General features: G+C 38.1%; 28 protein-coding genes. All 28 read left to right on the top strand.

Annotation, left to right across the window (positions count from 1 at the left end):
• Window positions 1-9: 9 nt before the first annotated feature.
• A complete protein-coding gene (locus tag QM968_RS01915; RefSeq protein ID WP_009730845.1) occupies window positions 10-681 on the top strand; it encodes a propanediol/glycerol family dehydratase medium subunit in 672 nt (223 codons plus the stop codon).
• Between the two features lie 15 nt (window positions 682-696).
• Entirely contained in the window at window positions 697-1,206 is a 510-nt protein-coding gene (locus QM968_RS01910) for a diol dehydratase small subunit (protein ID WP_006596174.1), read from the top strand.
• Between the two features lie 26 nt (window positions 1,207-1,232).
• Complete coding sequence (locus QM968_RS01905) at window positions 1,233-3,092, top strand: diol dehydratase reactivase subunit alpha (RefSeq protein WP_414381790.1); 1,860 nt, start codon at window positions 1,233-1,235, stop codon at window positions 3,090-3,092.
• The gene (locus QM968_RS01900; protein WP_414381787.1) at window positions 3,073-3,453 is read left to right on the top strand and encodes a glycerol dehydratase reactivase beta/small subunit family protein; all 381 of its coding nucleotides are present in this window, start codon (window positions 3,073-3,075) and stop codon (window positions 3,451-3,453) included. Before QM968_RS01905 ends, QM968_RS01900 begins: the two co-directional genes overlap by 20 nt.
• 26 nt (window positions 3,454-3,479) lie before the next feature.
• A complete protein-coding gene (locus QM968_RS01895; RefSeq protein WP_414381785.1) occupies window positions 3,480-3,971 on the top strand; it encodes a GlcG/HbpS family heme-binding protein in 492 nt (163 codons plus the stop codon).
• A 17-nt stretch (window positions 3,972-3,988) separates the two neighbouring features.
• Window positions 3,989-4,702, top strand: a complete 714-nt coding sequence (locus tag QM968_RS01890) for an MIP/aquaporin family protein (RefSeq protein ID WP_006596178.1) — start codon at window positions 3,989-3,991, stop codon at window positions 4,700-4,702.
• Between the two features lie 143 nt (window positions 4,703-4,845).
• Window positions 4,846-6,045 (top strand): acetate/propionate family kinase, encoded by a 1,200-nt coding sequence (locus QM968_RS01885; RefSeq protein ID WP_414381781.1) that lies wholly within the window; start codon window positions 4,846-4,848, stop codon window positions 6,043-6,045.
• A gap of 122 nt (window positions 6,046-6,167) precedes the next feature.
• Window positions 6,168-6,512: a BMC domain-containing protein gene (locus tag QM968_RS01880; RefSeq protein ID WP_006596180.1), complete on the top strand. Its 345-nt coding sequence runs from the start codon at window positions 6,168-6,170 to the stop codon at window positions 6,510-6,512.
• Between the two features lie 22 nt (window positions 6,513-6,534).
• Window positions 6,535-7,113 carry an ANTAR domain-containing response regulator gene (locus QM968_RS01875; RefSeq protein ID WP_414381778.1) on the top strand — a complete coding sequence of 193 codons (579 nt, stop codon included), beginning with the start codon at window positions 6,535-6,537 and terminating at the stop codon, window positions 7,111-7,113.
• A complete protein-coding gene (locus QM968_RS01870; protein ID WP_414381775.1) occupies window positions 7,100-8,536 on the top strand; it encodes a histidine kinase N-terminal domain-containing protein in 1,437 nt (478 codons plus the stop codon). Before QM968_RS01875 ends, QM968_RS01870 begins: the two co-directional genes overlap by 14 nt.
• Before the next feature lie 105 nt (window positions 8,537-8,641).
• Window positions 8,642-10,072 carry an ethanolamine ammonia-lyase reactivating factor EutA gene (gene eutA / locus QM968_RS01865; RefSeq protein WP_414381772.1) on the top strand — a complete coding sequence of 477 codons (1,431 nt, stop codon included), beginning with the start codon at window positions 8,642-8,644 and terminating at the stop codon, window positions 10,070-10,072.
• Between the two features lie 27 nt (window positions 10,073-10,099).
• Window positions 10,100-11,470 (top strand): ethanolamine ammonia-lyase subunit EutB, encoded by a 1,371-nt coding sequence (locus QM968_RS01860; RefSeq protein WP_414381769.1) that lies wholly within the window; start codon window positions 10,100-10,102, stop codon window positions 11,468-11,470.
• Between the two features lie 16 nt (window positions 11,471-11,486).
• Complete coding sequence (gene eutC / locus QM968_RS01855) at window positions 11,487-12,410, top strand: ethanolamine ammonia-lyase subunit EutC (RefSeq protein WP_414381767.1); 924 nt, start codon at window positions 11,487-11,489, stop codon at window positions 12,408-12,410.
• Window positions 12,411-12,426: 16 nt separating this feature from the next.
• Window positions 12,427-13,080, top strand: a complete 654-nt coding sequence (gene eutL / locus QM968_RS01850; RefSeq protein ID WP_009730856.1) for an ethanolamine utilization microcompartment protein EutL — start codon at window positions 12,427-12,429, stop codon at window positions 13,078-13,080.
• Window positions 13,081-13,094: 14 nt separating this feature from the next.
• On the top strand, window positions 13,095-13,727 hold the full coding sequence (locus tag QM968_RS01845; protein WP_414381764.1) for a BMC domain-containing protein: 633 nt from the start codon (window positions 13,095-13,097) through the stop codon (window positions 13,725-13,727).
• A gap of 11 nt (window positions 13,728-13,738) precedes the next feature.
• Entirely contained in the window at window positions 13,739-15,214 is a 1,476-nt protein-coding gene (locus QM968_RS01840) for an acetaldehyde dehydrogenase (acetylating) (RefSeq protein WP_414381761.1), read from the top strand.
• A gap of 31 nt (window positions 15,215-15,245) precedes the next feature.
• Window positions 15,246-15,533, top strand: coding sequence for a BMC domain-containing protein (locus QM968_RS01835; protein ID WP_195487148.1), 288 nt, complete (start codon window positions 15,246-15,248; stop codon window positions 15,531-15,533).
• 33 nt (window positions 15,534-15,566) lie between these two features.
• Window positions 15,567-15,848 (top strand): BMC domain-containing protein, encoded by a 282-nt coding sequence (locus QM968_RS01830; RefSeq protein WP_006596190.1) that lies wholly within the window; start codon window positions 15,567-15,569, stop codon window positions 15,846-15,848.
• 167 nt (window positions 15,849-16,015) lie between these two features.
• Window positions 16,016-16,657: a hypothetical protein gene (locus QM968_RS01825; RefSeq protein WP_414381758.1), complete on the top strand. Its 642-nt coding sequence runs from the start codon at window positions 16,016-16,018 to the stop codon at window positions 16,655-16,657.
• A 16-nt stretch (window positions 16,658-16,673) separates the two neighbouring features.
• Window positions 16,674-17,300 carry an ethanolamine utilization phosphate acetyltransferase EutD gene (eutD, locus tag QM968_RS01820; protein WP_006597204.1) on the top strand — a complete coding sequence of 209 codons (627 nt, stop codon included), beginning with the start codon at window positions 16,674-16,676 and terminating at the stop codon, window positions 17,298-17,300.
• Window positions 17,301-17,326: 26 nt separating this feature from the next.
• Window positions 17,327-17,977: an ethanolamine utilization protein gene (locus tag QM968_RS01815; protein WP_414381755.1), complete on the top strand. Its 651-nt coding sequence runs from the start codon at window positions 17,327-17,329 to the stop codon at window positions 17,975-17,977.
• 11 nt (window positions 17,978-17,988) lie between these two features.
• Window positions 17,989-18,267 carry a EutN/CcmL family microcompartment protein gene (locus QM968_RS01810; protein WP_006596194.1) on the top strand — a complete coding sequence of 93 codons (279 nt, stop codon included), beginning with the start codon at window positions 17,989-17,991 and terminating at the stop codon, window positions 18,265-18,267.
• 16 nt (window positions 18,268-18,283) lie between these two features.
• On the top strand, window positions 18,284-19,378 hold the full coding sequence (locus QM968_RS01805) for an ethanolamine utilization protein EutH (protein ID WP_414381752.1): 1,095 nt from the start codon (window positions 18,284-18,286) through the stop codon (window positions 19,376-19,378).
• A 16-nt stretch (window positions 19,379-19,394) separates the two neighbouring features.
• Window positions 19,395-19,841: a cupin domain-containing protein gene (locus QM968_RS01800; protein ID WP_003006908.1), complete on the top strand. Its 447-nt coding sequence runs from the start codon at window positions 19,395-19,397 to the stop codon at window positions 19,839-19,841.
• Window positions 19,842-20,075: 234 nt separating this feature from the next.
• The gene (locus QM968_RS01795; protein ID WP_414381750.1) at window positions 20,076-21,437 is read left to right on the top strand and encodes a cobyrinate a,c-diamide synthase; all 1,362 of its coding nucleotides are present in this window, start codon (window positions 20,076-20,078) and stop codon (window positions 21,435-21,437) included.
• The gene (gene cbiB, locus QM968_RS01790) at window positions 21,434-22,381 is read left to right on the top strand and encodes an adenosylcobinamide-phosphate synthase CbiB (RefSeq protein ID WP_414381748.1); all 948 of its coding nucleotides are present in this window, start codon (window positions 21,434-21,436) and stop codon (window positions 22,379-22,381) included. The genes QM968_RS01795 and cbiB overlap by 4 nt, the downstream gene beginning before the upstream one ends.
• A gap of 13 nt (window positions 22,382-22,394) precedes the next feature.
• Window positions 22,395-23,087: a cobalt-precorrin-8 methylmutase gene (locus QM968_RS01785; protein WP_009730866.1), complete on the top strand. Its 693-nt coding sequence runs from the start codon at window positions 22,395-22,397 to the stop codon at window positions 23,085-23,087.
• A gap of 7 nt (window positions 23,088-23,094) precedes the next feature.
• Window positions 23,095-23,772, top strand: a complete 678-nt coding sequence (locus QM968_RS01780; protein WP_009730867.1) for a cobalt-precorrin-8 methylmutase — start codon at window positions 23,095-23,097, stop codon at window positions 23,770-23,772.
• Window positions 23,773-23,782: the final 10 nt, after the last annotated feature.

Below are 23,782 nucleotides of genomic sequence, written 5' to 3'. Positions count from 1 at the left end.
GACATAACGATGACAGAAATAAATGAAACGTTGTTGCGCTCGATCATCGAGAGTGTGTTAAAAGAAGTTAAAGCAGAATCGAACGATCATGTAGAACCAACTCATCATGTAGATGCTACAACTACGGCATCCGTCAATGAGGGAACAGTTATTCGAAAAGTTGGGGTTGCTCAGCCAAGTCAATCTGTTGATGAAGTTGTTATTGCGGTTGGTCCAGCTTTTGGGGAACAACAAGTTAAAACAATGGTTGACATACCGCACACTGAAGTACTGAGACAATTAGTTGCAGGAATTGAAGAAGAAGGCTTGAAAGCTCGGATTGTGAAAGTATATCGTTCATCTGACGTGGCTTTCGTGGCTGTTGAAGGGGACCACCTTTCTGGTTCTGGAATTTCTATTGGTGTACAGTCCAAAGGAACAACTGTGATTCACCAACGTGATTTACCACCATTGAGTAATCTAGAACTCTTCCCTCAAGCACCACTCTTGACTCCTGAAACCTATCGTTTAATCGGCAAAAATGCTGCCAAATATGCAAAAGGTGAAACACCAAATCCTGTTCCTACCTTGAATGATCAAATGGCACGTCCAAAATATCAGGCTTACTCAGCTTTGCTTCACATTAAAGAAACAAAATTGGTCGTAAAAGGTAAGCCTGCAGATGAGTGTGTGTTAATTTAAAGTAGGAGGTCCACAATGGCAGAATCAGTTGAATTATTAGTAAAACAAATCTTGGAACAAATGAATCGTTCTGAGACAAGTGCTCCAAGCTTTTCAAGTAGCAATCAAGACGAAGCAACAGCTAATGATTATCCAATTGCTAAAAAGCATCCAGACTGGATTAAAATTGGAGATAACAAGAAATTTGAAGATGTTACATTGGAAAATATTCTTTCAGGTCAAATTTCATCTCAGGACTTACGGATTAAACCAGAGATTCTAATTAAACAAGGTGAAATCGCCAAAAATTCTGGTCGTGAAGCTATTCAATATAACTTTTCTCGGGCTGCTGAATTGACTCGTGTTCCAGATAAACGTGTTCTAGAAATTTACAATGCTTTACGTCCTTATCGTTCTTCTAAAGAGGAACTCTTATCCATTGCAGAAGAATTGGAAACACAATATCAAGCAAAGATTTGTGCAGGATTTATTAGAGAAGCTGCTGAACATTATGAACGTCGTAAGAAATTGAAAGGCGATAACTAGCAGCGAGATAGAATTGGAGGAAAATAGTGAAATATATCATTGGTGTTGATATTGGGAATTCCTCAACAGAAACTGCGTTAGCAGCATTTGATACTGCACAAAATAAACTTCACTTCCTTTCATCTGCTATTTCTGATACGACTGGTATTAAGGGAACGAAAGAAAATGTTCATGGAATCTATGATTCTCTTCGCAAATTAATGGCTAACACGTCACTTGATTTAAAAGATATTAGTTTGATTCGCATTAACGAAGCAACGCCAGTTATCGGGGACGTAGCTATGGAAACCATTACGGAAACTGTGATTACAGAATCCACAATGATTGGTCATAATCCTCGGACCCCAGGCGGACTTGGTTTAGGTGTCGGGAAAACGGTTCATATTCTTGACTTAATTAATCAAGTGAAAACGGAGCCTTATATTGTAGTTGTTCCAAAGGATATTGATTTTGATTTAGTAGCGAAGTTGATCAATGCTTATTTTGAAAACGGTTACAATATTCAAGGAGCTGTGCTCCAAGCAGATGATGGTGTCTTGGTCAATAATCGTTTAACATCTAAAATCCCGATCGTAGATGAGATTCTATACATTGATAAGGTGCCCTTGGGCATGTTAGCGGCGGTAGAAGTTGTAGAGCAGGGTAAAGTCATTACACAGTTATCTAATCCTTATGGGATTGCGACTGTTTTTGAACTGAATCCGGATGAAACAAAGAGCATTGTGCCAATCGCGCGTGCACTGATTGGAAATCGGTCAGCTGTCGTCATTAAAACGCCAAAAGGTGATGTCAAAGCCCGCAAAATTCCAGCTGGGACCATACAAATTATTGGTGAAAATCAAATTTTACGTGTGGATGTTTCTAAGGGATCTGAAGCGATCATGGAGCAGGTGGTCCTTGCCAAAAATATCCAAAATGTAATTGGAGAAGCTGGAACAAACGTTGGTGGCATGCTTGAAAAAGTACGGCAAACCATGGCCAAACTGACAGATAAAAGTCAAGATCAGATAGCTATTCAAGATTTATTGGCTGTGAATACTTTTGTTCCGATCTCTGTTCAAGGGGGCTTGGCTGGTGAATTTTCTATGGAACAAGCGGTTGGTATTGCTTCTATGGTTAATTCTGATAGACTTCAAATGTCTATCATAGCTAAAGAAATTGAGCATGAGTTGGGCATCCCAGTTGAAATAGGAGGATCTGAAGCAGAAGCGGCCATTTTAGGGGCTTTAACGACTCCAGGATCTGACACGCCACTTGCTATTTTGGATTTGGGTGCCGGTTCTACAGATGCTTCCATCATTAATAAGCAGGGTGAGATCCATGCCATTCACTTGGCAGGAGCAGGGGATATGGTGACTATGCTGATTAACTCAGAGCTCGGTCTTGAGAATCGTCATTTGGCGGAAGATATCAAAAAATATCCTTTAGCTAAAGTTGAGAGTCTTTTCCATATTCGTCATGAAGACGGAACTGTTCAATTCTTTGATCAACCCTTATCGAGTGATTTATTTGCACGTGTGGTTATTGTAAAAGGTGAAGAAGAGTTTGTTCCATTGAACAACCAGGACTATTCCATTGAGAAGATTCGCCTCGTTCGGCAATCTGCTAAAGAGCGTGTATTTGTCACCAATGCGATTCGTGCTCTGAAACGGGTGAGTCCTACCGAAAATATTCGGGATATTCCTTTTGTAGTCATCGTTGGTGGTTCTGCATTAGACTTTGAAATTCCACAGCTAGTGACAGAAGCTTTGTCACAACATGCCATCGTAGCAGGTCGCGGAAATGTACGAGGAAATGAAGGACCAAGGAATGCTGTAGCCACTGGGTTAATCTTGACGTATGCTAGAGAGGCAGAGGGTGGCCGTTATGATTATTCAATTATCTAACAAACCAAAGATCATTTTCTATATCCCAAAGGATAGTGAAACAACTGTTTTTGATCAAGTTGGTTTTGGTATTGAAGAAGAAGGGATACCGTTTGAATATATTCAGGCAGAAACAGTTGAAGACGTTGTTTTAACGGCCCATCGTGCTTCTCATGAATCCTCCTTACTAGTTGGCATAGCGGCCAATAAACAGGACATCGTCCTTCATTATAGGAATTTACCTAAAGAAAAATATGTTTATAGAATTAAACAATATGACGGTGTTGGAAATCGGGAGTTACGTTTATTGGGCACAAATGCCGCTCGCTTAGTCAAAGGCGTCCCCTTTAACACAAGTTCGGTTTTTGATGTTACATTTTAGTTCAAGATTAGCAGGAGGTGGTTAAAGTGACGATTAATGAGGATAAAATTGAAAAAATGACTTTAAAGATCCTTAAAGAAATTTTGAATCGTTATCCTGTTGAATCAAATCAGTCGAATTATTCCAATCCACTCTATCAAAAGGCATGGGATATTGTACAAAGAGCAGTGAAAAAAGCGAAAGATTTACAAGTTGATGTAGTCATTACACTTCTTGATTCAAGTGCTCGCGTTATCATGACTTATAGAATGGAAAATGCGTTATTAGTTAGTGATGAGATGGCTTATAAAAAAGCATATACTGCTGTAGGAATGAAAATGGAATCAAAAGATTTAAAACCATTAACTCAACCAGGACAATGGTTATATCAATTGGAAATGATGTTGGACAATAAAATTGTCAGTCTTTCTGGTGGGGTTCCAATTTTTGAGGGAGAACAGCTACTGGGCTCCATTGGAGTCAGTGGTGGAAATTCTATACAAGACCAAGAAATTGCGTTATATGCCATCGATAGATAATCATTAGAGGTATCATAATGGAAAAATATTTAGGTGAATTCTTAGGGACAATGGTCCTGATAGTCTTTGGTAATGGTCTTGGAGCATCTCTCAATTTGAACAAGGCAATTGCTAAAAATTTTGCTCCTAGTTGGTTTACAGCTGTCTTTGCTTGGGGCTTAGCAGTTACTCTAGGCGTTTATACGGCAGGATTTTATAACTCAGGTGGTCATTTAAATCCATCAGTTACCATTGCATTTGCTATTGGCGGATCATTCCCTTGGGATCAAGTATTTGGTTACATCATTGCGCAAGTAGCAGGAGCTTTTGTTGGTGCAGCGATTATAACGGTCATGTACCATACACACTTTAAAGAAACCAGTCAGGAAGAAGGAAATTCAGTGGGCATTTTTGCAACAGGTCCAGCTATTCCAAATCCTTTCTATAATTTACTAAGTGAAATTATTGCGACTTTCTTCTTTATCTTTGCATTGCTGATGATTACTCATGGTGAAATAACACCTGGCTTGACACCTGTACTAGTTGGTTTATTAATCATGGCAGTGGGTCTATCTTTGGGTTCAACTACAGGATTTGCCCTAAATCCAGCACGTGATTTCGGTCCTCGTTTAGCATATGCTATTTTGCCGATTCCAAATAAAGGGGATGCAAATTGGTCTTATGCCTGGATTCCAATCGTAGGTCCTACTATTGGAGCGATCTTAGCAGTCTTACTTGTCAATATCATGTAATCGTGGAATACGGAAAAAGACAGAAAAATATACAACTTGATGAGAACAAGCATGATTGTTTGAAAAGTTGTACATAATAGATAGTAGGACAGAAGCTATTGAAATCAGGTCTGTCCTACTTCTTTGTTTAAGAAGGTGAAAAAATGTCGGATAAAATATTAGCAATCAATGCAGGAAGCTCATCTTTAAAATTTCAGTTACTAGAAATGCCTGATGAAGCAGTTATAGCGAAAGGGATTTTTGATCGAATCGGTTTCAAAGATGGTAAAATAAAATACCAAACCAAAAGAAACCAGATTCAAAAAAATGTTTGTATTCCTAGTCATGAATTTGCAGTCCAAGTTTTGCTAGGGACTCTTGTTGAGAGTGGAGAAATTCAGTCAATAGAAGAGATTGTTGGAGTTGGACATCGGGTGGCTCATGGTGGGGAGAGTTTTAAGGGATCTGTATTGGTAGATAAAAAAAATGAGGAGATCATTTCAGATTTAGGGGATTTGGCCCCGAGTCATAATCCGATCAGTCTATCTGTCATCAAGTCGTTTAAAACTCATTTTCCGAGCATCAAAAATGTCGCTGTTTTTGATACCTCTTTCCATCAGACCATGGACCCGGTTCACTACCTTTATCCTTTGCCTTATAGTTTGTACGAAAAGTTTCATATTCGAAAATATGGTTTCCACGGTATCAGCCACGCCTATATAGCAGAAACGATAGAAAAGATCTTTCAACAAGAAGAGCATCCTAAGCAACATGTAAAAATGATTAGTTGTCATTTAGGAAATGGTGCCAGTATTTGTGCCATCAAAGAGCAGCAGTCAGTGAATACTAGTATGGGCTTCACACCCATTGATGGATTGATGATGGGGTCACGATGTGGAAGTATTGACCCAATGATCATCCCTTACTTGGTTGAAAGACAGAAGATGCCTATCCATGAAGTTAAAAAACTTCTGAATGAAGCTTCTGGTCTTCTTGGCATTTCTGAACTGAGTAATGATATGCGTGATTTGATTCAATCTGCAACGGAAGGGAATCAAAAAGCAACCTTAGCTATTGAGATGTTTGTGAATCGTGTAGCTCATACGATTGCATCCTATATAGTAGATCTGGATGGTCTGGATGCCTTAGTATTTACTGGAGGAATTGGAGAGAATGCAGCCCTAATCCGTTCCTTGGTCGTTGATAAATTACAGGTATTTGGAATGTCTGTGGACAAAGACCTAAATGAAAATGGCAGTTTGTATATCCAAGATGCTCATTCCAATTGTAAGATCCTTGTCGTCCAAACTAATGAAGAATTGATGATTGCACGTGAAACCTATCGTTTGAGCACACAATTATAAAACAGTTTCAATTTTGAAACTAAGCTTGTGAAATTTTAGAGTTGAAAGCGGATACCAATTATAGTATAATCATATTATTTGGAACTATATTTATTGTAAGACCAATCCAGAGGTGGTAATATATGTCAGAAAAACAAAGAATGATTCAGGAATATGTTCCTGGGAAACAAGTCACATTAGCTCATTTGATTGCGAGTCCTGATCCAGTCATTTTTGAAAAATTGGGATTACAGACTGATTTTCAAGATGCTATTGGAATATTAACCATCACTCCAAGTGAGGCGGCTATTATTGCTGTGGATATTGCTACGAAAGCAGCAGGAGTACAGATTGGTTTTGTCGATCGCTTTAGTGGATCGGTTGTCATGACCGGAGATGTTGCATCAGTAGATGCTTCACTCCATGCGGTTCTAAATGGCTTAGAAGAAATACTAGGCTTTTCAAGTACCATTGTAACAAGAACATAATTTCAAACGAGGGAAGGATTTCATGAAGGGCAGAATACTAATTTGTGATGATGATCCAATTATTCGCTTAGATATCAAACAAATTTTAGAACAGTCAGATTATGAAGTGGCTGCAGAAGCAAGTGATGGTTTTGAAGCTATCGAACTATGCCAAAAGCACTTTTTTGATCTAGTCATCATGGATATTAAATTACCATTACTAGACGGATTATCCGCAGGTAAAAAAATACTAGATGATGGATTAGCGCACGGGGTGATTATTCTCTCTGCATTTAATGATGAGCATTATGTTCAAAAAGCGAGTTTAACGGGTGCGAGTGCCTATTTCGTAAAACCGTTGGATGCAAAATCATTAATTCCTACAATAGCAGTTTGTATAGAGAAAGGGCGGCAACAGCAATTACTTTCAAAGGAATTAATCAAAATTAGTAAAAAGCTCGACGATCGAATTATTTTAGAAAAGGCAAAAGGGTTACTGATGACAAGAGACAATCTTTCAGAACCTGAAGCTTTTAAACAGATTCGGACCATTAGTATGCAAAAACGCGTTCCAATGATTGAAATTGCAAAATTGCTGTTATTAAATAATGAAGTACAATAATCAAATAAAGAAATTTTGTGAAGATAAAACGGATTTGAATGAGGCGGATATTGATTACTTGATTCGGCAATCAGAGGCGGTTTTATCTAGCAAAGAGTTTATGGATAAGGACGTCTTCATTGATGTCAAAAATATCTATTCTGACCATGCAATTGTCGTTTTCCATAGAAAGCCTCATACAAAAGAAAGCTTGTATGAAAAGACAGTAGTAGGGCAATCAGCATTTTTGGAAAATGAACCTGGGGTGCTACGCACTCTCCAGACAGGGGTCCCTTCTGTTGGACTTCGTGGACAATCGCAAGAAGGTGTTGCAATTGAACAGACTGTTTTTCCGATTACTAGAGGAGAAAAAGTCATTGCTACATTAATTGTTGAAAGTGATTTTTCAAATAGCTTTTCGTCCAGCTTCTCTCTAAAGCCTTGTAAGGGGGACAATTCTTACATATTTCAAGCTCCTTCAGAATCAAGTCGAGAAGATGAAGTTTCCTTATTGGATTATGTAGAAGATGCAGTCTTAGTCTTCGATCAGGGAGGATTTCTACTTCATTGCAATCAGTCTGCTGTTATCTTATATCGAACGAAGTTAGGCTATTTGGATAGTGTTCAAGGAATGCATTATGACAATCTTTCCTTGGATGGAACTATCTTTTCCGAATTAGTAGAAGATCATTTTTCAGATAGTAATAAAACCGTCAAGTATGGGAAGCACTATTTCCAAGTGAAGTGTTACCCTAATGCTCGCAATCATCAAACGGTTATTACCATAAGGGATATCAGTGACCTTCAAGAAAAAGACAAAGAGATCCAAGAGAGTGTGATAGCGTCTCGAGAAATTAATCACCGAGTTAAAAATCACCTGCAAACCATTATTTCTTTATTGCGATTGCAAGGAGCACAGGTCAAAGAATCGGGCACAAAGGTTGCATTCGAAGATTGTATTAACCGGATTTTCTCAATTGCTGCTACCTATGAGCTTCTTTCTAGTCAAGAACATGAGCAAATCGATCTGAAGTCCCTGATTGAAATTGTTTCATCTAATCTTCAACGCTGTTTTGCAGAAAGACCTGATATTCAATTAAAATTGGAATTATGTGATCAAATCTATCTAGATCATAATAGAGCATCATCATTAGCGCTGGTTATTAATGAATTATTACAAAATGCTTATGAGCATGCTTTTTCCAATAAAAAATATCAAAAAAATAAAAAAAATCAATGTATTCGTTTGCAAATGACGAAAAATGATGATATAATACGTATACAAGTAATTGATAATGGTAGCGGTTACAATGTCGAAACCGTGGGCCAAGAGCATCTTGGTTTAATCCTTGTTCAACGATTTGTAGATAGCAAATTATCCGGAAGACTTGTGACAACTTCAAATCATGAGGGAACACAAGTTAAGATAATTTTTAAAGTGTAAATAATAAAAGACTAACAATGAAGTCAGTCGAAAAGCAATGACGCTTAAAGAATGCAGAAACGATGTTTCAGTGCATTCTTTAGGCGTCTTTTTTGGAGGTTTCCTATGTCGGATAAAATTTTGAGTGTTGGGTTAGACCTAGGAACTGCAACTACTCAACTAGTCCTATCTGAACTTACCATTGAAAATATTGCTTCAGTATTTACAATTCCGCGAGTTTATATAACGGATAAAAAAGTCCTTTATAAGAGTGATATTATTTTTACACCCATTTCTCATCAATCTTTGATAGAAGTTGAAAAGATTAAAGACTTTGTTATTCAAGAATATAAAAAAGCAGGAATTGAAAAGCAAAATATTCAAATGGGGGCTGTGATCATTACCGGTGAAACGGCTAGAAAAGAAAATGCTAGTCAGGTTTTACAAGCCTTGAGTGGTTACGCAGGTGATTTCGTAGTTGCTACTGCTGGACCAGATCTTGAGAGTATCATCGCAGGCAAGGGTGCCTGTGCTCATCAATATTCTCAGGAACACCATACATCAGTAGTAAATATTGATATTGGAGGTGGAACTTCAAACTTCGCAGCGTTTCGCGAAGGGGATGTCATAGATACTGGATGTCTAGATATTGGTGGACGTTTGATCAAAATTGATCCCACGACCTATAAAATCCAATACATTGCACCAAAATTACAAGAAATTATTAAACAAGAGAATTTAAGATTGTTCTTAAATGATATTGTTAATAAGGATGAGTTGAATAAACTCATTCAAATTATGGTCCGTGTATTAGAAAAGGCTGTTGGCCTAGATGTTGATGCTCCATATTATGAATTCTTACAAACCAATCATGGTTTGAGGCTAGATTATGAAATTAATTGTGTTTCATTTTCTGGTGGAGTAGCAGATGCTATTACTGAAGAAGCTGTAGCGAATGATTTCGCTTACGGGGACATTGGTATCATACTTGGACGCGCCATTCGTCAATCAAAAATTTTCGAACAAAAGAAAGTCATTGAATCGGCCGAAACTATTCGGGCAACAGTTGTGGGGGCTGGTAGCCATACTACAGAAGTTAGTGGAAGTACCATTACTTATATTTCCAAAACATTACCGATTCGAAACATCCCTGTTTTGAAATTAGCCAAGGACGATGAACTAGAAAGTTGCGAAAAATTAACCAAGATCATTCGTGATAAATTAGAGTGGTTCACTTTGGAAAATGAGGTCCAACAGGTTGCTCTAGCACTTAATGGAGAAAAAAGTCCAAGTTTTGTAAGAGTACAAGAATATGCTACAGCCATCGTCCAAGGAATGGGTGAAACGATTCGAAAAAATATTCCCTTACTGGTGGTCGTTAGAGAAGATATGGCTAAAGTTTTAGGACAATGTTTATTTGCTATTTTACCGAAGGATTATCCATTTGTATGTATAGATTCCGTTGATGTTCAAAATGGGGACTATATAGACATTGGTAATCCAGTGATAGAGGGATCGGTTTTACCGGTTGTCGTTAAAACATTAGTTTTTAATTAAGAAAATTATTAGAGGAGGAGACTTTAAATGATTTTAAAGACAAAATTGTTTGGAAGAGTCTATGAATTCAAATCAGTAAAAGAAGTTCTAGCTAAAGCCAATGAATACAAGTCGGGTGACCAACTTGCGGGCGTAGCTGCTGAATCTTCTGAAGAACGTGTGGCAGCTAAGGTAGTTTTATCACAATTAAAACTTTCCGATTTGTTTAACAACCCAGTTGTACCATACGAAGAAGACGAAGTAACACGCATTATTATCGATGATGTAAACCTTCGAACTTATGAAAAAATTAAGAACTGGACAGTTTCTGAACTCCGTGAGTGGATTTTGGATAACAAACACCAAAATGTAGACATTCAATGGCTATCTCGTGGCTTGACTTCAGAAATGGTCGCAGCCGTTGCTAAGTTGATGACTAACCTTGACTTGATTGTCGCAGCGAATAAGATCATCATCACTAAACGCGCTAATACAACTATCGGTATGCCTGGAACCTTCTCATCTCGTTTGCAACCAAACCACACTACAGATGATCCTGATGGTATTATGGCTTCTACAATGGAAGGTTTTGCCTATGGATGTGGGGATGCTCTTCTAGGGTTGAACCCAGTTGATGACTCTGTAGAAAGTACAAAACGTGTTCTTCATAAATTTAACGACTTTATCGAAGAGTATAAGATCCCAACACAACACTGTGTACTAGCTCACGTTACAACTCAAATTGAAGCAATGAACCAAGGCGCTCCAACAGGATTGGTCTTCCAATCTATCGCAGGTTCTGAAAAAGGGAATGAAGCCTTTGGTTTTGATGCGAAAGTGATTCAAGAAGCTAAAGATACGGCTCAAAAAGTTGGTACTTCAGCTGGTCCAAACGTGATGTACTTTGAAACTGGTCAAGGTTCTGAATTGTCTTCAGATGCTCACCATGGTGCTGACCAGGTAACAATGGAAGCACGTTGTTATGGTTTTGCAAAACGCTTTGATCCATTCTTGGTAAATACTGTAGTTGGATTCATCGGACCTGAATATTTGTACGATTCAAAACAAGTTATTCGTGCAGGTTTGGAAGACCACTTCATGGGTAAACTGACTGGTATTTCTATGGGTTGTGATATCTGTTACACGAACCACATGAAAGCCGATCAAAATGATGCTGAAAATCTATTGGTTCTACTTGGTGCAGCAAACGTTAACTACATCATGGCAATTCCTCATGGAGATGATATCATGTTGAACTACCAAACTACTGGTTACCACGAAACTGCAACAATGCGTGATCTCTTGAACAAACGTCCAATCAAAGAATTTGAAGAATGGATGGAAAACATGGGATTGATGAAAGATGGACATCTTACTGAAATTGGTGGAGATGGATCTATCTTTATGAGACAAAATTAGTGAGGAGGTACTGACAGTGAATGAACAAGATTTAAAAGAAATGATTCGTTCTTTGTTAAGTGAATTAGATACGAATGCTATAACAGAACCTGAAAAAGAGGTGCAAACAGTTAACTCTGATTTGAAGGCTCCTGTGAGTAATGGTGTTCAACCTGATAAAGAAGAAAGCCACATTGAGGATGGAATAATTCCAGATATCACAGAAGTGGATATTCAGGAACAATTTTTAATTCCGAATGCCATTAACGAAGAAGCTTATCGTAAAATTAAAAAATTCACACCAGCTCGTTTGGGATTGTGGAGAGCAGGTAACCGATACAAGACTGATACAGTTCTTCGTTTCCGTGCTGACCATGCGGCAGCACAAGATGCAGTATTCTCTTACGTATCAGATGATTTTGTTAAAGAAATGGGATTCATTCCTGTTCAAACCAAAGCGGCAACTAAAGATGAATACTTAACTCGTCCAGACTATGGTCGTGTATTCCCAGAAGATCAACAAAAAATCATTAAAGAATCTTGTAAATCAAATCCCAAAGTCCAGATTGTTGTTGGTGATGGATTGAGTTCATCAGCCATTGAAGCAAACGTAAAAGATTTCTTGCCAGCTTTGAAACAAGGTTTGAAAATGTTTGGTCTTGAGTTTAATGAAGTTCTTTTCATCAAACATGCTCGTGTTGCAGCAATGGACCAAATTGCTGAACTTACAGGTGCTGAAGTTATCTGTATGCTTGTAGGTGAACGTCCTGGTTTGGTAACAGCTGAATCTATGAGTGCTTACATGGCTTATAAACCTACAGTTGGTATGCCAGAATCTCGTCGTACAGTAGTATCAAATATCCATAAAGGTGGAACTCCAGCTGTTGAAGCTGGTGCTTACGTGGCTGAAATTATTAAGAAGATTCTTGATAATAAGAAGTCAGGTGTAGAATTAAAATAGAAATGGGGTTTAGATTTTGAGAAATGATAGACTTGGCGCTAACGTATTAAGTGCATTATTGATTTCTAATGTAGATGCAGGGTTAGCAGCATCATTGGAATTGAAACCACATCACAGAAGTTTGGGTATTGTTACCTCTGACTGCGATGATGTAACCTATGTTGCTTTGGATGAAGCAACAAAGGCAGCCGATGTTGAAGTTGTTTATGCTCGCAGTATGTATGCTGGAGCTGGAAATGCCTCAACTAAACTAGCTGGTGAAGTAATCGGTATCTTGGCTGGACCAAACCCAGAAGAAGTTCGTAGTGGCTTGGATGTTGTGGTCTATGAAATTGAAAACGGAGCTAGCTTCTATAGCGCAAATGATGATGATAGTATCCCATATTTTGCTCATTGTATTTCAAGAGCGGGTACTTATTTGTCAGAAGGTGCTAATGCACAAGAAGGTACAGCAATTGCTTACTTGATTGCTCCTCCTGCTGAGGCTATGGTCGGTTTAGATGCGGCTTTGAAAGCTGCTGATGTGACGGTTGGAGCCTTCTATGGTCCACCAAGTGAAACAAACTTTGCTGGTGGTTTATTGACTGGATCTCAATCTGCTTGTCGTGCTGCGTGTGATGCATTTGCACGAACTGTTATTAGTATTGCAGACAATCCACAGAATTATTAAGATGAGGTATGCTCATGGTAGAAAAGGCACTTGGATTAATTGAAGTGCGAGGTTTTCTTGGAGCAATTGTTGTAGCAGATGCTGCTTTGAAAGCTGCAAATGTCTCACTATTAAATGTAGAAACTGTTAAGTCAGGTTTGAACACAGTTCAGTTAGTAGGCGACGTTAGTGCAGTAAGATCAGCTGTAGAAGCTGCAGTTGAGATTGCACAGGATCAACCTTACTATCTTCATAGTCATGTGATTGCACGACTAGACTCACAAACAGATTCAATCCTCATTCCAATTCGTAAGGAAGAGAGTAAAGAAGTGTCAAAAGTTGAAACTACCTCATCTGTTGAAGAAAGTGAATCAAAAGATCTTGATTCATTAGAAATAACTGAGGTAAGTCCAGAACCTTTAGTGTCAGAAGTTGAAGAAACTAGCGTTGAAGAAATTGTTTCCGATATTGTTTCTGATATTGTGGTTGAAGAGGAATTTTCAACAGAAGGACAGCCGAAATATTCTGAGGAAGAATTAAAAAAATTCAAAGTTGTTGAATTAAGAAGTATTGCTTATCGGGAAGATGAAGTCGATCTGTCTAAGAAAGAAATTAAATTTGCGAACAAACAACTACTTATTCGAGCTTTAATGAAATTGAAATCATAGGAGGAAGTTGAATGTATATTGAAGATAAAGATCTTTTATCTATTCAGGAAGTTCGCCATTTGATTCAACGAGCTAAAGTTGCTCAACAAAAACTAGCATTGATGAGTCAAGAACAAATTGATACCATTGTAAAAGTTGTAGCTAAAGCTTGTTATGATCAAAGAGAACGTTTAGCCAAAATGGCCGCAGAAGAAACTGGATTTGGTAAGTGGCAAGATAAAGTTCTTAAGAATGCCCTTGCTTCAAAAGGCATCCTTGAAGAAATCAAGGATATGCGCACAGTTGGTATTTTGCGTGAAGATAAAGAGAATAAAGTTATTGAAGTAGGTGTTCCAGTTGGTGTCGTTGCTGGGTTAATTCCTTCAACCAATCCAACTTCAACAGTTATGTACAAAGCGCTTATCGCATTAAAAGGTGGAAACAGTATTGTCTTCTCTCCACACCCACATGCTGCAAAATGTATTAATGAAACAGTTGAAATTATTAAAAAGGCAGCTGTTTCAGCTGGGTGCCCAGAAGGTGCTGTCAGTGTGATTCAACGTGTTTCTATTGAAGCAACTAATGAGTTGATGAAACATAAGGATACTAACCTGATTTTAGCAACTGGTGGAAATGCGATGGTAAAAGCTGCCTACTCTTCAGGAACTCCTGCAATCGGTGTAGGACCTGGTAATGGACCAGCATTTATTGAAAAAACTGCAGATGTTCCTAAAGCTGTTCGTCAAATTCTTGATTCAAAAACATTCGATAATGGTGTGATCTGTGCTTCAGAACAATCAATCATTGTCGAAGAAGAAATGAAAGAAAAGGTTGTCGAAGAGTTCAAACGTCAAGGTGCTTACTTCGTACCAAAAGAAGATGCTAAGAAATTAGGAAACTTCATCATTTTGCCAAGTGGAGCAATGAATCCAAAAATGGTAGGTAAGACTCCTCAAGTCATTGCAAAACTGGCTGGAATCTCTGTTCCTGATGATGCGCGTGTCTTGATTGCTGATGGAGAAGGTGTTGGTAAACAATATCCTTACTCAATGGAAAAACTTGCTCCAGTTCTAGGTTTCTACACTGTTAAAACATGGGAAGAAGCCTGTGAATTGAGTATTCGTATTCTTCACCATGAAGGAGCAGGTCATACTTTAGCAATCCACACACAAAATGAAAACATCGTTCGTGAATTTGCTTTAAGAAAACCTGTTTCAAGACTTTTGGTCAACACTCCTGCAGCACTTGGAGGAGTTGGTGCTACAACAGGCTTGTTCCCAGCCTTTACCTTAGGTTGTGGAGCTGTTGGTGGAAGTGCTACTTCTGATAATGTCAGCCCATTAAATCTGATTAATATTCGCCGTGTTGCATATGGTACAGCAGAATTAGCAGATTTGAGAAAGACTGAAAATCAAGAGTGCCTTGACTGTGAAGTTGAAAAACAAGTTGATGAGGAACAATTGGTCGATCTACTTGTTCAACGTGTGTTATCAAAATTAACTAAATAATTTACTTATTTCATAATTGGAGGAAATTAAAATGGCAAACGCAAATGCATTAGGAATGGTTGAAACAAAAGGTTTAGTAGGTGCTATCGAAGCAGCAGATGCTATGGTAAAAGCAGCGAACGTTACATTGATTGGTAAACAACAAGTCGGAGCTGGTTTGGTAACTGTAATGGTTCGTGGTGACGTAGGTGCTGTTAAAGCTGCAACAGATGCAGGTGCAGCAGCAGCTGAAAATGTAGGTGAATTGATTTCTGTACATGTCATCCCACGTCCACATTCAGAAGTAGAAGTAATTTTACCACATCCATCAGCTGAATAATTAAGTTTAAGTCAATAATAGGAGGAAAAGAATATGTCAAACGCAAACGCATTAGGAATGGTTGAAACAAAAGGTTTAGTAGGTGCTATCGAAGCAGCAGATGCTATGGTAAAAGCAGCAAACGTTACATTGATTGGTAAACAACAAGTCGGAGCTGGTTTGGTAACTGTAATGGTTCGTGGTGACGTAGGTGCTGTTAAAGCTGCAACAGATGCAGGTGCAGCAGCAGCTGAAAATGTAGGTGAATTGATTTCTGTACATGTCATCCCACGTCCACATTCAGAAGTAGAAGTAATCCTACCTCATAAAGAGTAGATTTTCAAAATTTCTCATGCAGGTAATCAGCAATTAATGTTTTGATAGGAATAAGCATTTTGATGTAAAGAATATTCATTCATGTTAATAGCTGAGCGAGGTTGGGAAGTTACATCTCAACCTCGTTGTATCCCTGTGTTTAATTTGTGGTAGAAGGATGTGAATGCATGACAGTTTATACTGAATCACGAATTAGGAAGCTCATCAAAAATGGTCAGGTCAGTGAGCAAAATGTTCTAAAACTTTCTAGTGAGGACAAATTGACTCCAGCTGCAAGAGGTTTCTTGCATGATCGCCATATTCAAGTAGCTTATTCTGATTCGCCAAATAAAACTCAAACAGAGATTAGTAAACCATTTCATATGACTGTTTCGTCTCTAGAAGAGTCTGCTGTGTATCCACTACTTTTCAAGCTAACGAAACTATATACGTATTTTCTAAGATGCCAAAAAGAACTCCATCTTGCTTATTTAGATGAAAAAGTTGATCAATTGGGAAATCTACTGCATATAGTAGAAAAGATGGTCGGCTGTTATATTGAAGAGGATATCTCATTTTATAACCCAAATTTTGGGACAAATGAAGATTTACAGTCAATTCGAGTCATTAAACAGTTGGATCAAGGAAGTGTAAGAGTTGATTACAAATGTGAGGATTGGAAACTTTCTTGCTATGAGTTATATCTTGAAATTGTCAATATCCGAAAGGAACTGACCTTAGTATCGTCTAACAATCAAGATGTTTATGCGGATAAACTAATCACATTATTGAAATCAATTGAAGTTTTAGTGTGGCTTATTTTAGAATAGAATGTGGAGAATAACAATGTCATTTGAAAATTTAATTGATAAAGTTATTGATAGGATTCAAAATGAACTAGACAGCTCCTTTGAAGTAGAAGCTAGTGGTCGACATGTGCATTTAAGTCGAAAAGAATTGGATGCTTTGTTCGGAACTGGTTATGAATTGACTAAGGCGAAAGATTTATCTCAACCTGGTCAGTATGCCTCAAAAGAACGTTTGACTGTAGTGGGTCCAAAAGGAGCTTTTCATAATGTCGTTATTTTGGGACCTGTTAGAAAAGAGTCTCAAGTAGAGGTATCACTTACAGACTGTTTACAATTAGGAGTAAAAGCTCCTATTCGTGAGAGCGGTGATATTGAAGGTACTCCAGGTATTGTATTGGTGAATGGAGATAAATCAGTTTCCTTGGATAAAGGGTTGATTGTAGCAAAACGCCATGTTCATATGACACCTGAAGATGCAGAAAAAATTGGTGTGAAAAATCATGATATCGTTAAAGTAAAAGTTGAAGGGGCAAGACCTTTAATTTTTGATGATGTTGTGATTCGTGTTAGCCCAAAATTTGCAACCTATATGCATATTGATTACGATGAAGCCAATGCTTGTGGTTTTAGCAAAGGAATCCGTGGTCGTATTATTAAAGACTAGTAGTGCTTGTTGGAGGTAGGTCAAAAATGGAAAATCTAGATAAAATCGTAGATTTGATCACAGACCGTTTAATGGATAAATTACAGGTTGAATCATACAAGTCTTCAGTATTTGTTATTGGAGCATTTGATACTCCGGATATCTTGGATAGAGAAGGCTATCAAGTTGTAAAAAATTCAAGTAGTGCTGACATCATTCTAGTAGAATCAATTGGTTTTGATGCAATGCTTCGGATCGCTTCATTGTGTCCACTTACAGCAGATGAGGCAGTAGTGATTAAGAGTCTCTTAAAAGGAAAGAAAGTTTTGGTTTTAAATGAATCATTTGATTTCCATCAATATAAACAGACCTCTAAAGCACTATTGTTCCAAGATCTTCAAGAACAGTACGAAAAACTGATCAGATATGGTGTTCAATTTTATAAAAAAGAAGAATTGGTATCCATCCTTGAAGAAAGTACTGAAAGTACTGGTGGAGAAAACAATAAGCCTGTCCAAGATGTGACAAAAAACAGCTCAACACCTAAAACTGTTGAGAAGGTTGGCTTGCTAACTGAAAAAAAATTAATTGAAATGAATCTATCTGATAATGATAGCATTCGTCTTAAAAAAGGAATGATTGTGACAGCGCTTGCAAAAGATTATTTAAAACGTCACAATATTAATATTGAAGAATAAGGAGCAGCGAGATGTTTGTTGGGAAAGTGAAAGGGAGTCTGTGGGCTACAAGAAAAGATGAAAAACTTAATGGATTAAAGTTTTTAGTGGTCGAGCGACAACTGAATGACCATCAAACAGATCCTGCTTTAGTGATTGCTGCGGACTGTATTGGTGCCGGTGAAGGTGATCAAGTATTGGTTACTACAGGAAGTTCAGCTCGAGTGAGTTTGAATAGACAGGATGTTCCAGTAGATATGGTCATTGTTGGGATCATAGATAAAGTTGAATATCAACTGGATGATTATTGAAAGTAGGGAAGAATTTATGAGTATAAATGAAATTATCATTTACATTATGGTTCTCTTTATGCTTGTTGGTGCAATTGATAAATGTATCGGCGGGAAATTGGGCCTTAGTGAGCAGTTTGAAGAAGGAATTATGGCTATGGGAGCGCTAGCGCTTTCTATGGCTGGGATTATGGTTGTAGCTCCATTGTTAGCTGATTTATTAAAACCTATCATTGTTCCTCTTTATGGTTTGGTTGGTGCGGATCCTTCGATTTTTGCAACAACATTTATCGCGAATGATATGGGTGGAGCACCTTTAGCCTTGAGCTTAGCACAAGATAAAGCTGTTGGTGATTTTGCTGCCTACGTTTTAGGTTCTATGATGGGACCAACGATCGTGTTCACGATCCCTGTTGCCTTAGGTATTATCGAAAAATCAGATCGTCCTTTCTTGGCTCGTGGTATTTTGTACGGTTTGGTAACTGTTCCTGTCGGATGTTTAGTTGGTGGATTGCTTGTTCCAGGTTTGTCATTTGGTACTTTGTTAATCAACTTGATCCCTATTGTCATTGTATCTGCCCTCATTTTCCTAGGATTGCTTCTTATTCCAAATGGCATGATTAAAGGTTTTGAAATCTTCGGTCAAATCATTGTTGTGATCGCAACTTTAGGTTTGGCATTCGGTGCAGCGCAACTCTTGACTGGTAATAAATGGTTGCTTGAACTTTATCCAAAAGGTGCAGAAACTCTTCAAGAAGCATTTGTTGTTGTTGGTTCAATCGCTGTAACCTTGGCTGGTGCATTTGGTTTAGTTGCTGTCTTTACTAAAGTAGCCAACAAACCGCTTTCAGCAATCGGTAAATCATTGGGAATGAATGAAGTTGGAGCTGCTGGTTTGGTTGCTTCTTTGGCAAACAACATTGCTATGTTCCAAATGTTAAAAGATATGGATAAACGTGGTAAAATCTTGAATATCGCCTTTGCTGTATCTGCTTCATTCGTGATTGGGGACCACTTAGGATTTACCGCTGGACAAGCTCCTAAAATGATTGTTCCAATGATGATTGGTAAGTTTGTAGGTGGGGTTACTGCCGTATTACTTGCCTACTTCTTGACTAAGAAAGAAGCCTAATCGGAGGTATTGGTAAATGGATTATAATCGTACAGATATTGAATCTTTAGTTCGCAAAATTCTTCTAGAAGAATTGGCAGGTAAAGGTTCTGCTAAACGTGTTAGTAAAGCTGGTGTAGCCTCTATTTCACTACCTAGCTTAGATGTTCGTCCTGAAGATCGTTTGGACACAGGAAATCCTGAACATCAAGTCTATACACGAGATCTTTTGACTCTTGAAGAAAGTCCTCGACTTGGCTTAGGCTTGATGACAATGGATAAGACAACATTCCCTTGGCATTTAGACTATGATGAAGTTGATTACGTGATCGAAGGTCGTTTGGATGTTATCTCTGGTGATGAAGTGATGAGTGCCGGTCCAGGTGAAATCATCTTTATTCCAAAGGGAAGCGATATTCAATTCTCTGTTAAGGATAAGGCACGCTTCATTTATGTAACTTATCCAGCAGATTGGCAAGGATAAAGAACTTTCATATCGAATAATTTATAAGGAGCACGATATGTGCTCTTTTTGATTGCGTTTTCATTATTTTTCATTGACAAAAGCTATAATTTATATTAAAATAAAGACATCTTTAGTGTTTAAGAATGAAGTAGAGCACAACGAGGTGCTAAGTAATTTAATAAAGCAACGGAGCTACAAAAAATAGTGTATTTTTTGTAGCTCTATTTTTTTCAAGAAATAGGGGTTTTTAGGATGAAGCAGTTTATGTTAGCTGGTGTATCTAGTGGTGTTGGAAAAACTACCGTAACACTGGCTGTATTAAGAGCTTTAACAGATATGGGGTACAATGTTCAGCCGTATAAAATTGGCCCTGATTATATTGATACTTCTTACCATAGTCGTATTACGAAGAACTCATCTCGTAATCTAGATAATTTTTTAATTCCCGATACAGATTATTTGAAGTGGTCTTATTATCGTTGGCATCAAAATGCGGATGTCGCAGTGGTAGAAGGGGTCATGGGACTCTATGATGGATTAGGGACGGATAAAGATTGTGCCTCTTCTGCATCTGTTGCCAAACAGCTGAATCTACCTGTTGTTTTAATTATTGATGGGAAATCAACCTCGACTTCAGCGGCAGCAATTGTCCATGGCTTTTCTTCATTTGATCCAGCGGTAAATATTGTTGGTGTCATTGTCAATCGTGTGGCTTCGGAAACCCATTATCAGCTGATTAAGGGGGCGATTGAGCGCTACACTGATATAGAAGTCCTGGGTTATTTTCCAAAGAATGTTCAAGTTGAACTGCCTTCTAGGCATTTGGGATTGATTCCGGATGTGGAGATGGATGATCTTGAAGAAAAGTTTGCTATTCTTGGAGAGCAGGCTAAAAAAACCATTCAGTTTGAGCGTCTATTGGAGAAGGTTGATAGAGAGTCAATTGAACTTTCTTCTCCATTCAAACTTGAGAATTCTACTCCGTTAACCATTGCTTATGCACTGGATGACGCCTTTCATTTTTATTACGAAGACAATCTGGATTTGTTAAGAAGTGCTAATGTCGAGCTCATTCCATTTAGTCCCTTAAAAGATGAACGCTTACCGGAAGCTGATGCCTATTATTTTGGTGGGGGATATCCGGAGTTGTTTGCAAAAGAATTATCTGACAATCGCTACTTTAGAGAATCCGTTCTAGAAGCTCATCAAAAAGGAATCCCCATCTATGCTGAATGTGGAGGCTTGATGTATCTTGGAAAGAATCTTGAGATCGAAGATCAGTCTTATGAAATGGTTGGGATATTTGATGGCACGAGTGTGATGACCAATGGTCTAAAACGGTTTGGTTACTGTTTTGCAACTACCGATGAAGAATCTTTATTTGGTCCGTCTGGTACGGAAGTTCGAGGTCATGAGTTCCATCATTCCATCTTTAATACTTCTGAAAAAACAGTTTTAGAACTCAGAAAAGAAAGAGATGGAGAAGTAGTTTCCAATTGGACAGGGGGCTACCAGAAAGGGAAAACTTTTGCAAGTTACCTCCATGTTCATTTTTATCAAAAGGAACAACTCCTTATGAGTTGGATTGATTATATCTTGGAGTCTAAGAAATGATAGTTATTGCAATTTTTATCGCTCTTCTTCTGGATTGGTTAATCGGAGATCCTTATTCTTGGCCCCACCCAGTTAAGCTGATTGGAAATTTTATTTATGCTTGTTTGAAACTAGAGAACCTAAAAACAAAATTTCCTTTTCTGTTTGGATTCTTTCTGTGGTTCTCCACTGCCGCCTTAACTGTTTCCCTCACTTATGGAATCTTGTGGGGCGCTAGTCAGTTGCACCCTATTCTCTATTGGGGGATTTGGATTTATCTAGCTTACACTTGTTTGGCGACTCGTTCTCTTGCTTTTGAAGCTCTTAAGGTCTACAAAGCTATTCAGTCTGGTTCCATTGAAAAGGCTAGATATCAGGTTGGCATGATTGTTGGGAGAGAAACAGATCAACTTTCTATTCCTGAAATTTGTAATGCGACCATTGAAACGGTAGCAGAAAATGCTAGTGATGGCGTAATTGGTCCCTTATTCTGTCTATTTCTTGGTGGTCCAGTTCTAGCAATGGGCTACAAGGCTATTAATACGCTAGATTCAATGGTAGGCTATAAAACAGCCAAATATCGCAAGATTGGATTTGTTTCAGCTAAAATGGATGATTTAGTCAATCTCATTCCTGCTCGTTTCACCTGGTTCTTTATGTTGGCAAGTGCTCGGATTTTGCAATTAGATTTTAGAAATGCCATAAAAATTGGCTGGAGAGATCGCTACCAACATGCGAGTCCGAATAGTGCTTTCCCTGAATCTGTTGTTGCAGGAGCCTTAGGAATTCAATTAGGGGGAGCTCATGTTTATCATGGCGAGTTGATTTCAAAACCAACCATTGGAGACTCAATGAGAAATGTAGAAGCAGAGGATATTTTAACCTCTATTTCTATGCTTTATATGACAACGACGGTTTCAACTTTCGTTTTGTCAATAATTTATTTTGTTTTTGTAATTTATTAAAAGAGGAGTATGTATGTCCTATATTAAAAACCCGTCCTCCATTGAGGAAAAAAGTTTTCAGATCATTCAATCGGTGATCGACCAGGATCATCCTGGCTATGAATTCCATGAAGACATGGAAGAGGCGATTATTAAACGCGCCATTCATACCACGGGTGATTTTGACTATCTCTATACCATGAAATTTATCAATCATGTTAATGAACGAATCGTTGATGTGATTCAAAATAAAGGGACCATCATTGTGGATTCTAGCATTTCCTTAAATGGGATCAATAAACGGGTGTTGGACCAAATGGGCGTTTCCTACCGTTGCTTGATTAATGATGAAGATGTCATCCAGCTTGCTAAGGAAAAAAACATTACTCGAGCAATGGCTGCTATTGAAAAAGCAACAGAGATCGAAGGACCTAAAGTATTTGCTTTTGGTGGTGCTCCGACTGCTTTGTTCCATCTCCTTGATTTGATCAAAGAGAAAAAAGTTGAGGTAGACGCGATTATCGGTGTGCCCGTTGGATTTATCAATGTCTTAGAGTCTAAGGAAGCTTTATTAGCGACTGACTTGCCTGTCATGGTCAATGAAGGACGTAAAGGGGGAAGTACCCTTGTCGTGGCTATTATTAATGCGATTATCTATCAAATGCAAACGATCGTAACAGAAGACTATGTTCGTTATTCAACAGCTTTAAATGATAAAAAAGGATAAGGTATTCATGAGTTATATAAAAGTATCAAATCAGATTGAAGAAGCTAGCTTTAAAAAGATTCAAGAAATCATTGATCAGGAACATCCAGATATTGTTTTTGATAATCCATTTCATGAAGCAGTTTGGAAACGAGTTGTTTTTGCGAGTGCAGATTTTGATTACCTCTACAATATCAAATTTTCAAATGATGCTATCGACCATATTCTAGATGTTATCAAAAATAAGGGAACCATTTTTACAGATACGACCATGGTTCTAGGTGGATTTAATAAAAGAATCTTGGATGAACTAGGGGTGGCCTACAGATGTTTGGTAAATGAACCAGCAATCTTTGAAGAAGCTAAGGCAAAAGGGATCACTCGTTCTATGGCAGCGGTAGAACATGCGGCCAATGAATTGGGTCCTAAATTGTTTGTATTCGGAAACGCTCCAACTTCTATCTTTAAAGTCTTGGATATGGTAGAAGAAGGAACACTAGTTCCTGATGCTGTTATTGGTGTTCCGGTTGGCTTTGTCGGTGCAGCTGAATCAAAACAGAAGCTTCATGATAGCCCAATTCCTTCTATTGTTGCATTGGGAAGTAAGGGTGGAAGTACGATTGCAGCAGCAGTGGTCAATGCCATTCTGTACCAATACAAACAAGAAATGGATGATTACCAACGCTTCGTAGTCCCAAATAATTAAGTCGTGAAGG

The organism is Streptococcus sp. OMI870 (assembly GCF_047460295.1).
GTDB lineage: Bacteria > Bacillota > Bacilli > Lactobacillales > Streptococcaceae > Streptococcus.
This window is presented reverse-complemented; position numbering and strand designations above follow the sequence as displayed.

Bases quoted from the DNA above. Each gene is read 5' to 3' on its own strand.
- QM968_RS01840 (WP_414381761.1), top strand. From the start codon at position 13,739: ATGTATATTGAAGATAAAGATCTTTTATCTATTCAGGAAGTTCGCCAT.
- QM968_RS01785 (WP_009730866.1), top strand. From the start codon at position 22,395: ATGTCCTATATTAAAAACCCGTCCTCCATTGAGGAAAAAAGTTTTCAG.
- QM968_RS01910 (WP_006596174.1), top strand. From the start codon at position 697: ATGGCAGAATCAGTTGAATTATTAGTAAAACAAATCTTGGAACAAATG.
- eutA (WP_414381772.1), top strand. From the start codon at position 8,642: ATGTCGGATAAAATTTTGAGTGTTGGGTTAGACCTAGGAACTGCAACT.
- QM968_RS01810 (WP_006596194.1), top strand. From the start codon at position 17,989: ATGTTTGTTGGGAAAGTGAAAGGGAGTCTGTGGGCTACAAGAAAAGAT.
- QM968_RS01875 (WP_414381778.1), top strand. From the start codon at position 6,535: ATGAAGGGCAGAATACTAATTTGTGATGATGATCCAATTATTCGCTTA.
- QM968_RS01870 (WP_414381775.1), top strand. From the start codon at position 7,100: ATGAAGTACAATAATCAAATAAAGAAATTTTGTGAAGATAAAACGGAT.
- QM968_RS01830 (WP_006596190.1), top strand. From the start codon at position 15,567: ATGTCAAACGCAAACGCATTAGGAATGGTTGAAACAAAAGGTTTAGTA.
- cbiB (WP_414381748.1), top strand. From the start codon at position 21,434: ATGATAGTTATTGCAATTTTTATCGCTCTTCTTCTGGATTGGTTAATC.
- eutD (WP_006597204.1), top strand. From the start codon at position 16,674: ATGTCATTTGAAAATTTAATTGATAAAGTTATTGATAGGATTCAAAAT.
- QM968_RS01825 (WP_414381758.1), top strand. From the start codon at position 16,016: ATGACAGTTTATACTGAATCACGAATTAGGAAGCTCATCAAAAATGGT.
- QM968_RS01800 (WP_003006908.1), top strand. From the start codon at position 19,395: ATGGATTATAATCGTACAGATATTGAATCTTTAGTTCGCAAAATTCTT.
- QM968_RS01880 (WP_006596180.1), top strand. From the start codon at position 6,168: ATGTCAGAAAAACAAAGAATGATTCAGGAATATGTTCCTGGGAAACAA.
- QM968_RS01890 (WP_006596178.1), top strand. From the start codon at position 3,989: ATGGAAAAATATTTAGGTGAATTCTTAGGGACAATGGTCCTGATAGTC.
- QM968_RS01915 (WP_009730845.1), top strand. From the start codon at position 10: ATGACAGAAATAAATGAAACGTTGTTGCGCTCGATCATCGAGAGTGTG.
- QM968_RS01815 (WP_414381755.1), top strand. From the start codon at position 17,327: ATGGAAAATCTAGATAAAATCGTAGATTTGATCACAGACCGTTTAATG.
- QM968_RS01860 (WP_414381769.1), top strand. From the start codon at position 10,100: ATGATTTTAAAGACAAAATTGTTTGGAAGAGTCTATGAATTCAAATCA.
- QM968_RS01795 (WP_414381750.1), top strand. From the start codon at position 20,076: ATGAAGCAGTTTATGTTAGCTGGTGTATCTAGTGGTGTTGGAAAAACT.
- QM968_RS01835 (WP_195487148.1), top strand. From the start codon at position 15,246: ATGGCAAACGCAAATGCATTAGGAATGGTTGAAACAAAAGGTTTAGTA.
- QM968_RS01805 (WP_414381752.1), top strand. From the start codon at position 18,284: ATGAGTATAAATGAAATTATCATTTACATTATGGTTCTCTTTATGCTT.
- QM968_RS01900 (WP_414381787.1), top strand. From the start codon at position 3,073: ATGATTATTCAATTATCTAACAAACCAAAGATCATTTTCTATATCCCA.
- QM968_RS01885 (WP_414381781.1), top strand. From the start codon at position 4,846: ATGTCGGATAAAATATTAGCAATCAATGCAGGAAGCTCATCTTTAAAA.
- QM968_RS01845 (WP_414381764.1), top strand. From the start codon at position 13,095: ATGGTAGAAAAGGCACTTGGATTAATTGAAGTGCGAGGTTTTCTTGGA.
- QM968_RS01780 (WP_009730867.1), top strand. From the start codon at position 23,095: ATGAGTTATATAAAAGTATCAAATCAGATTGAAGAAGCTAGCTTTAAA.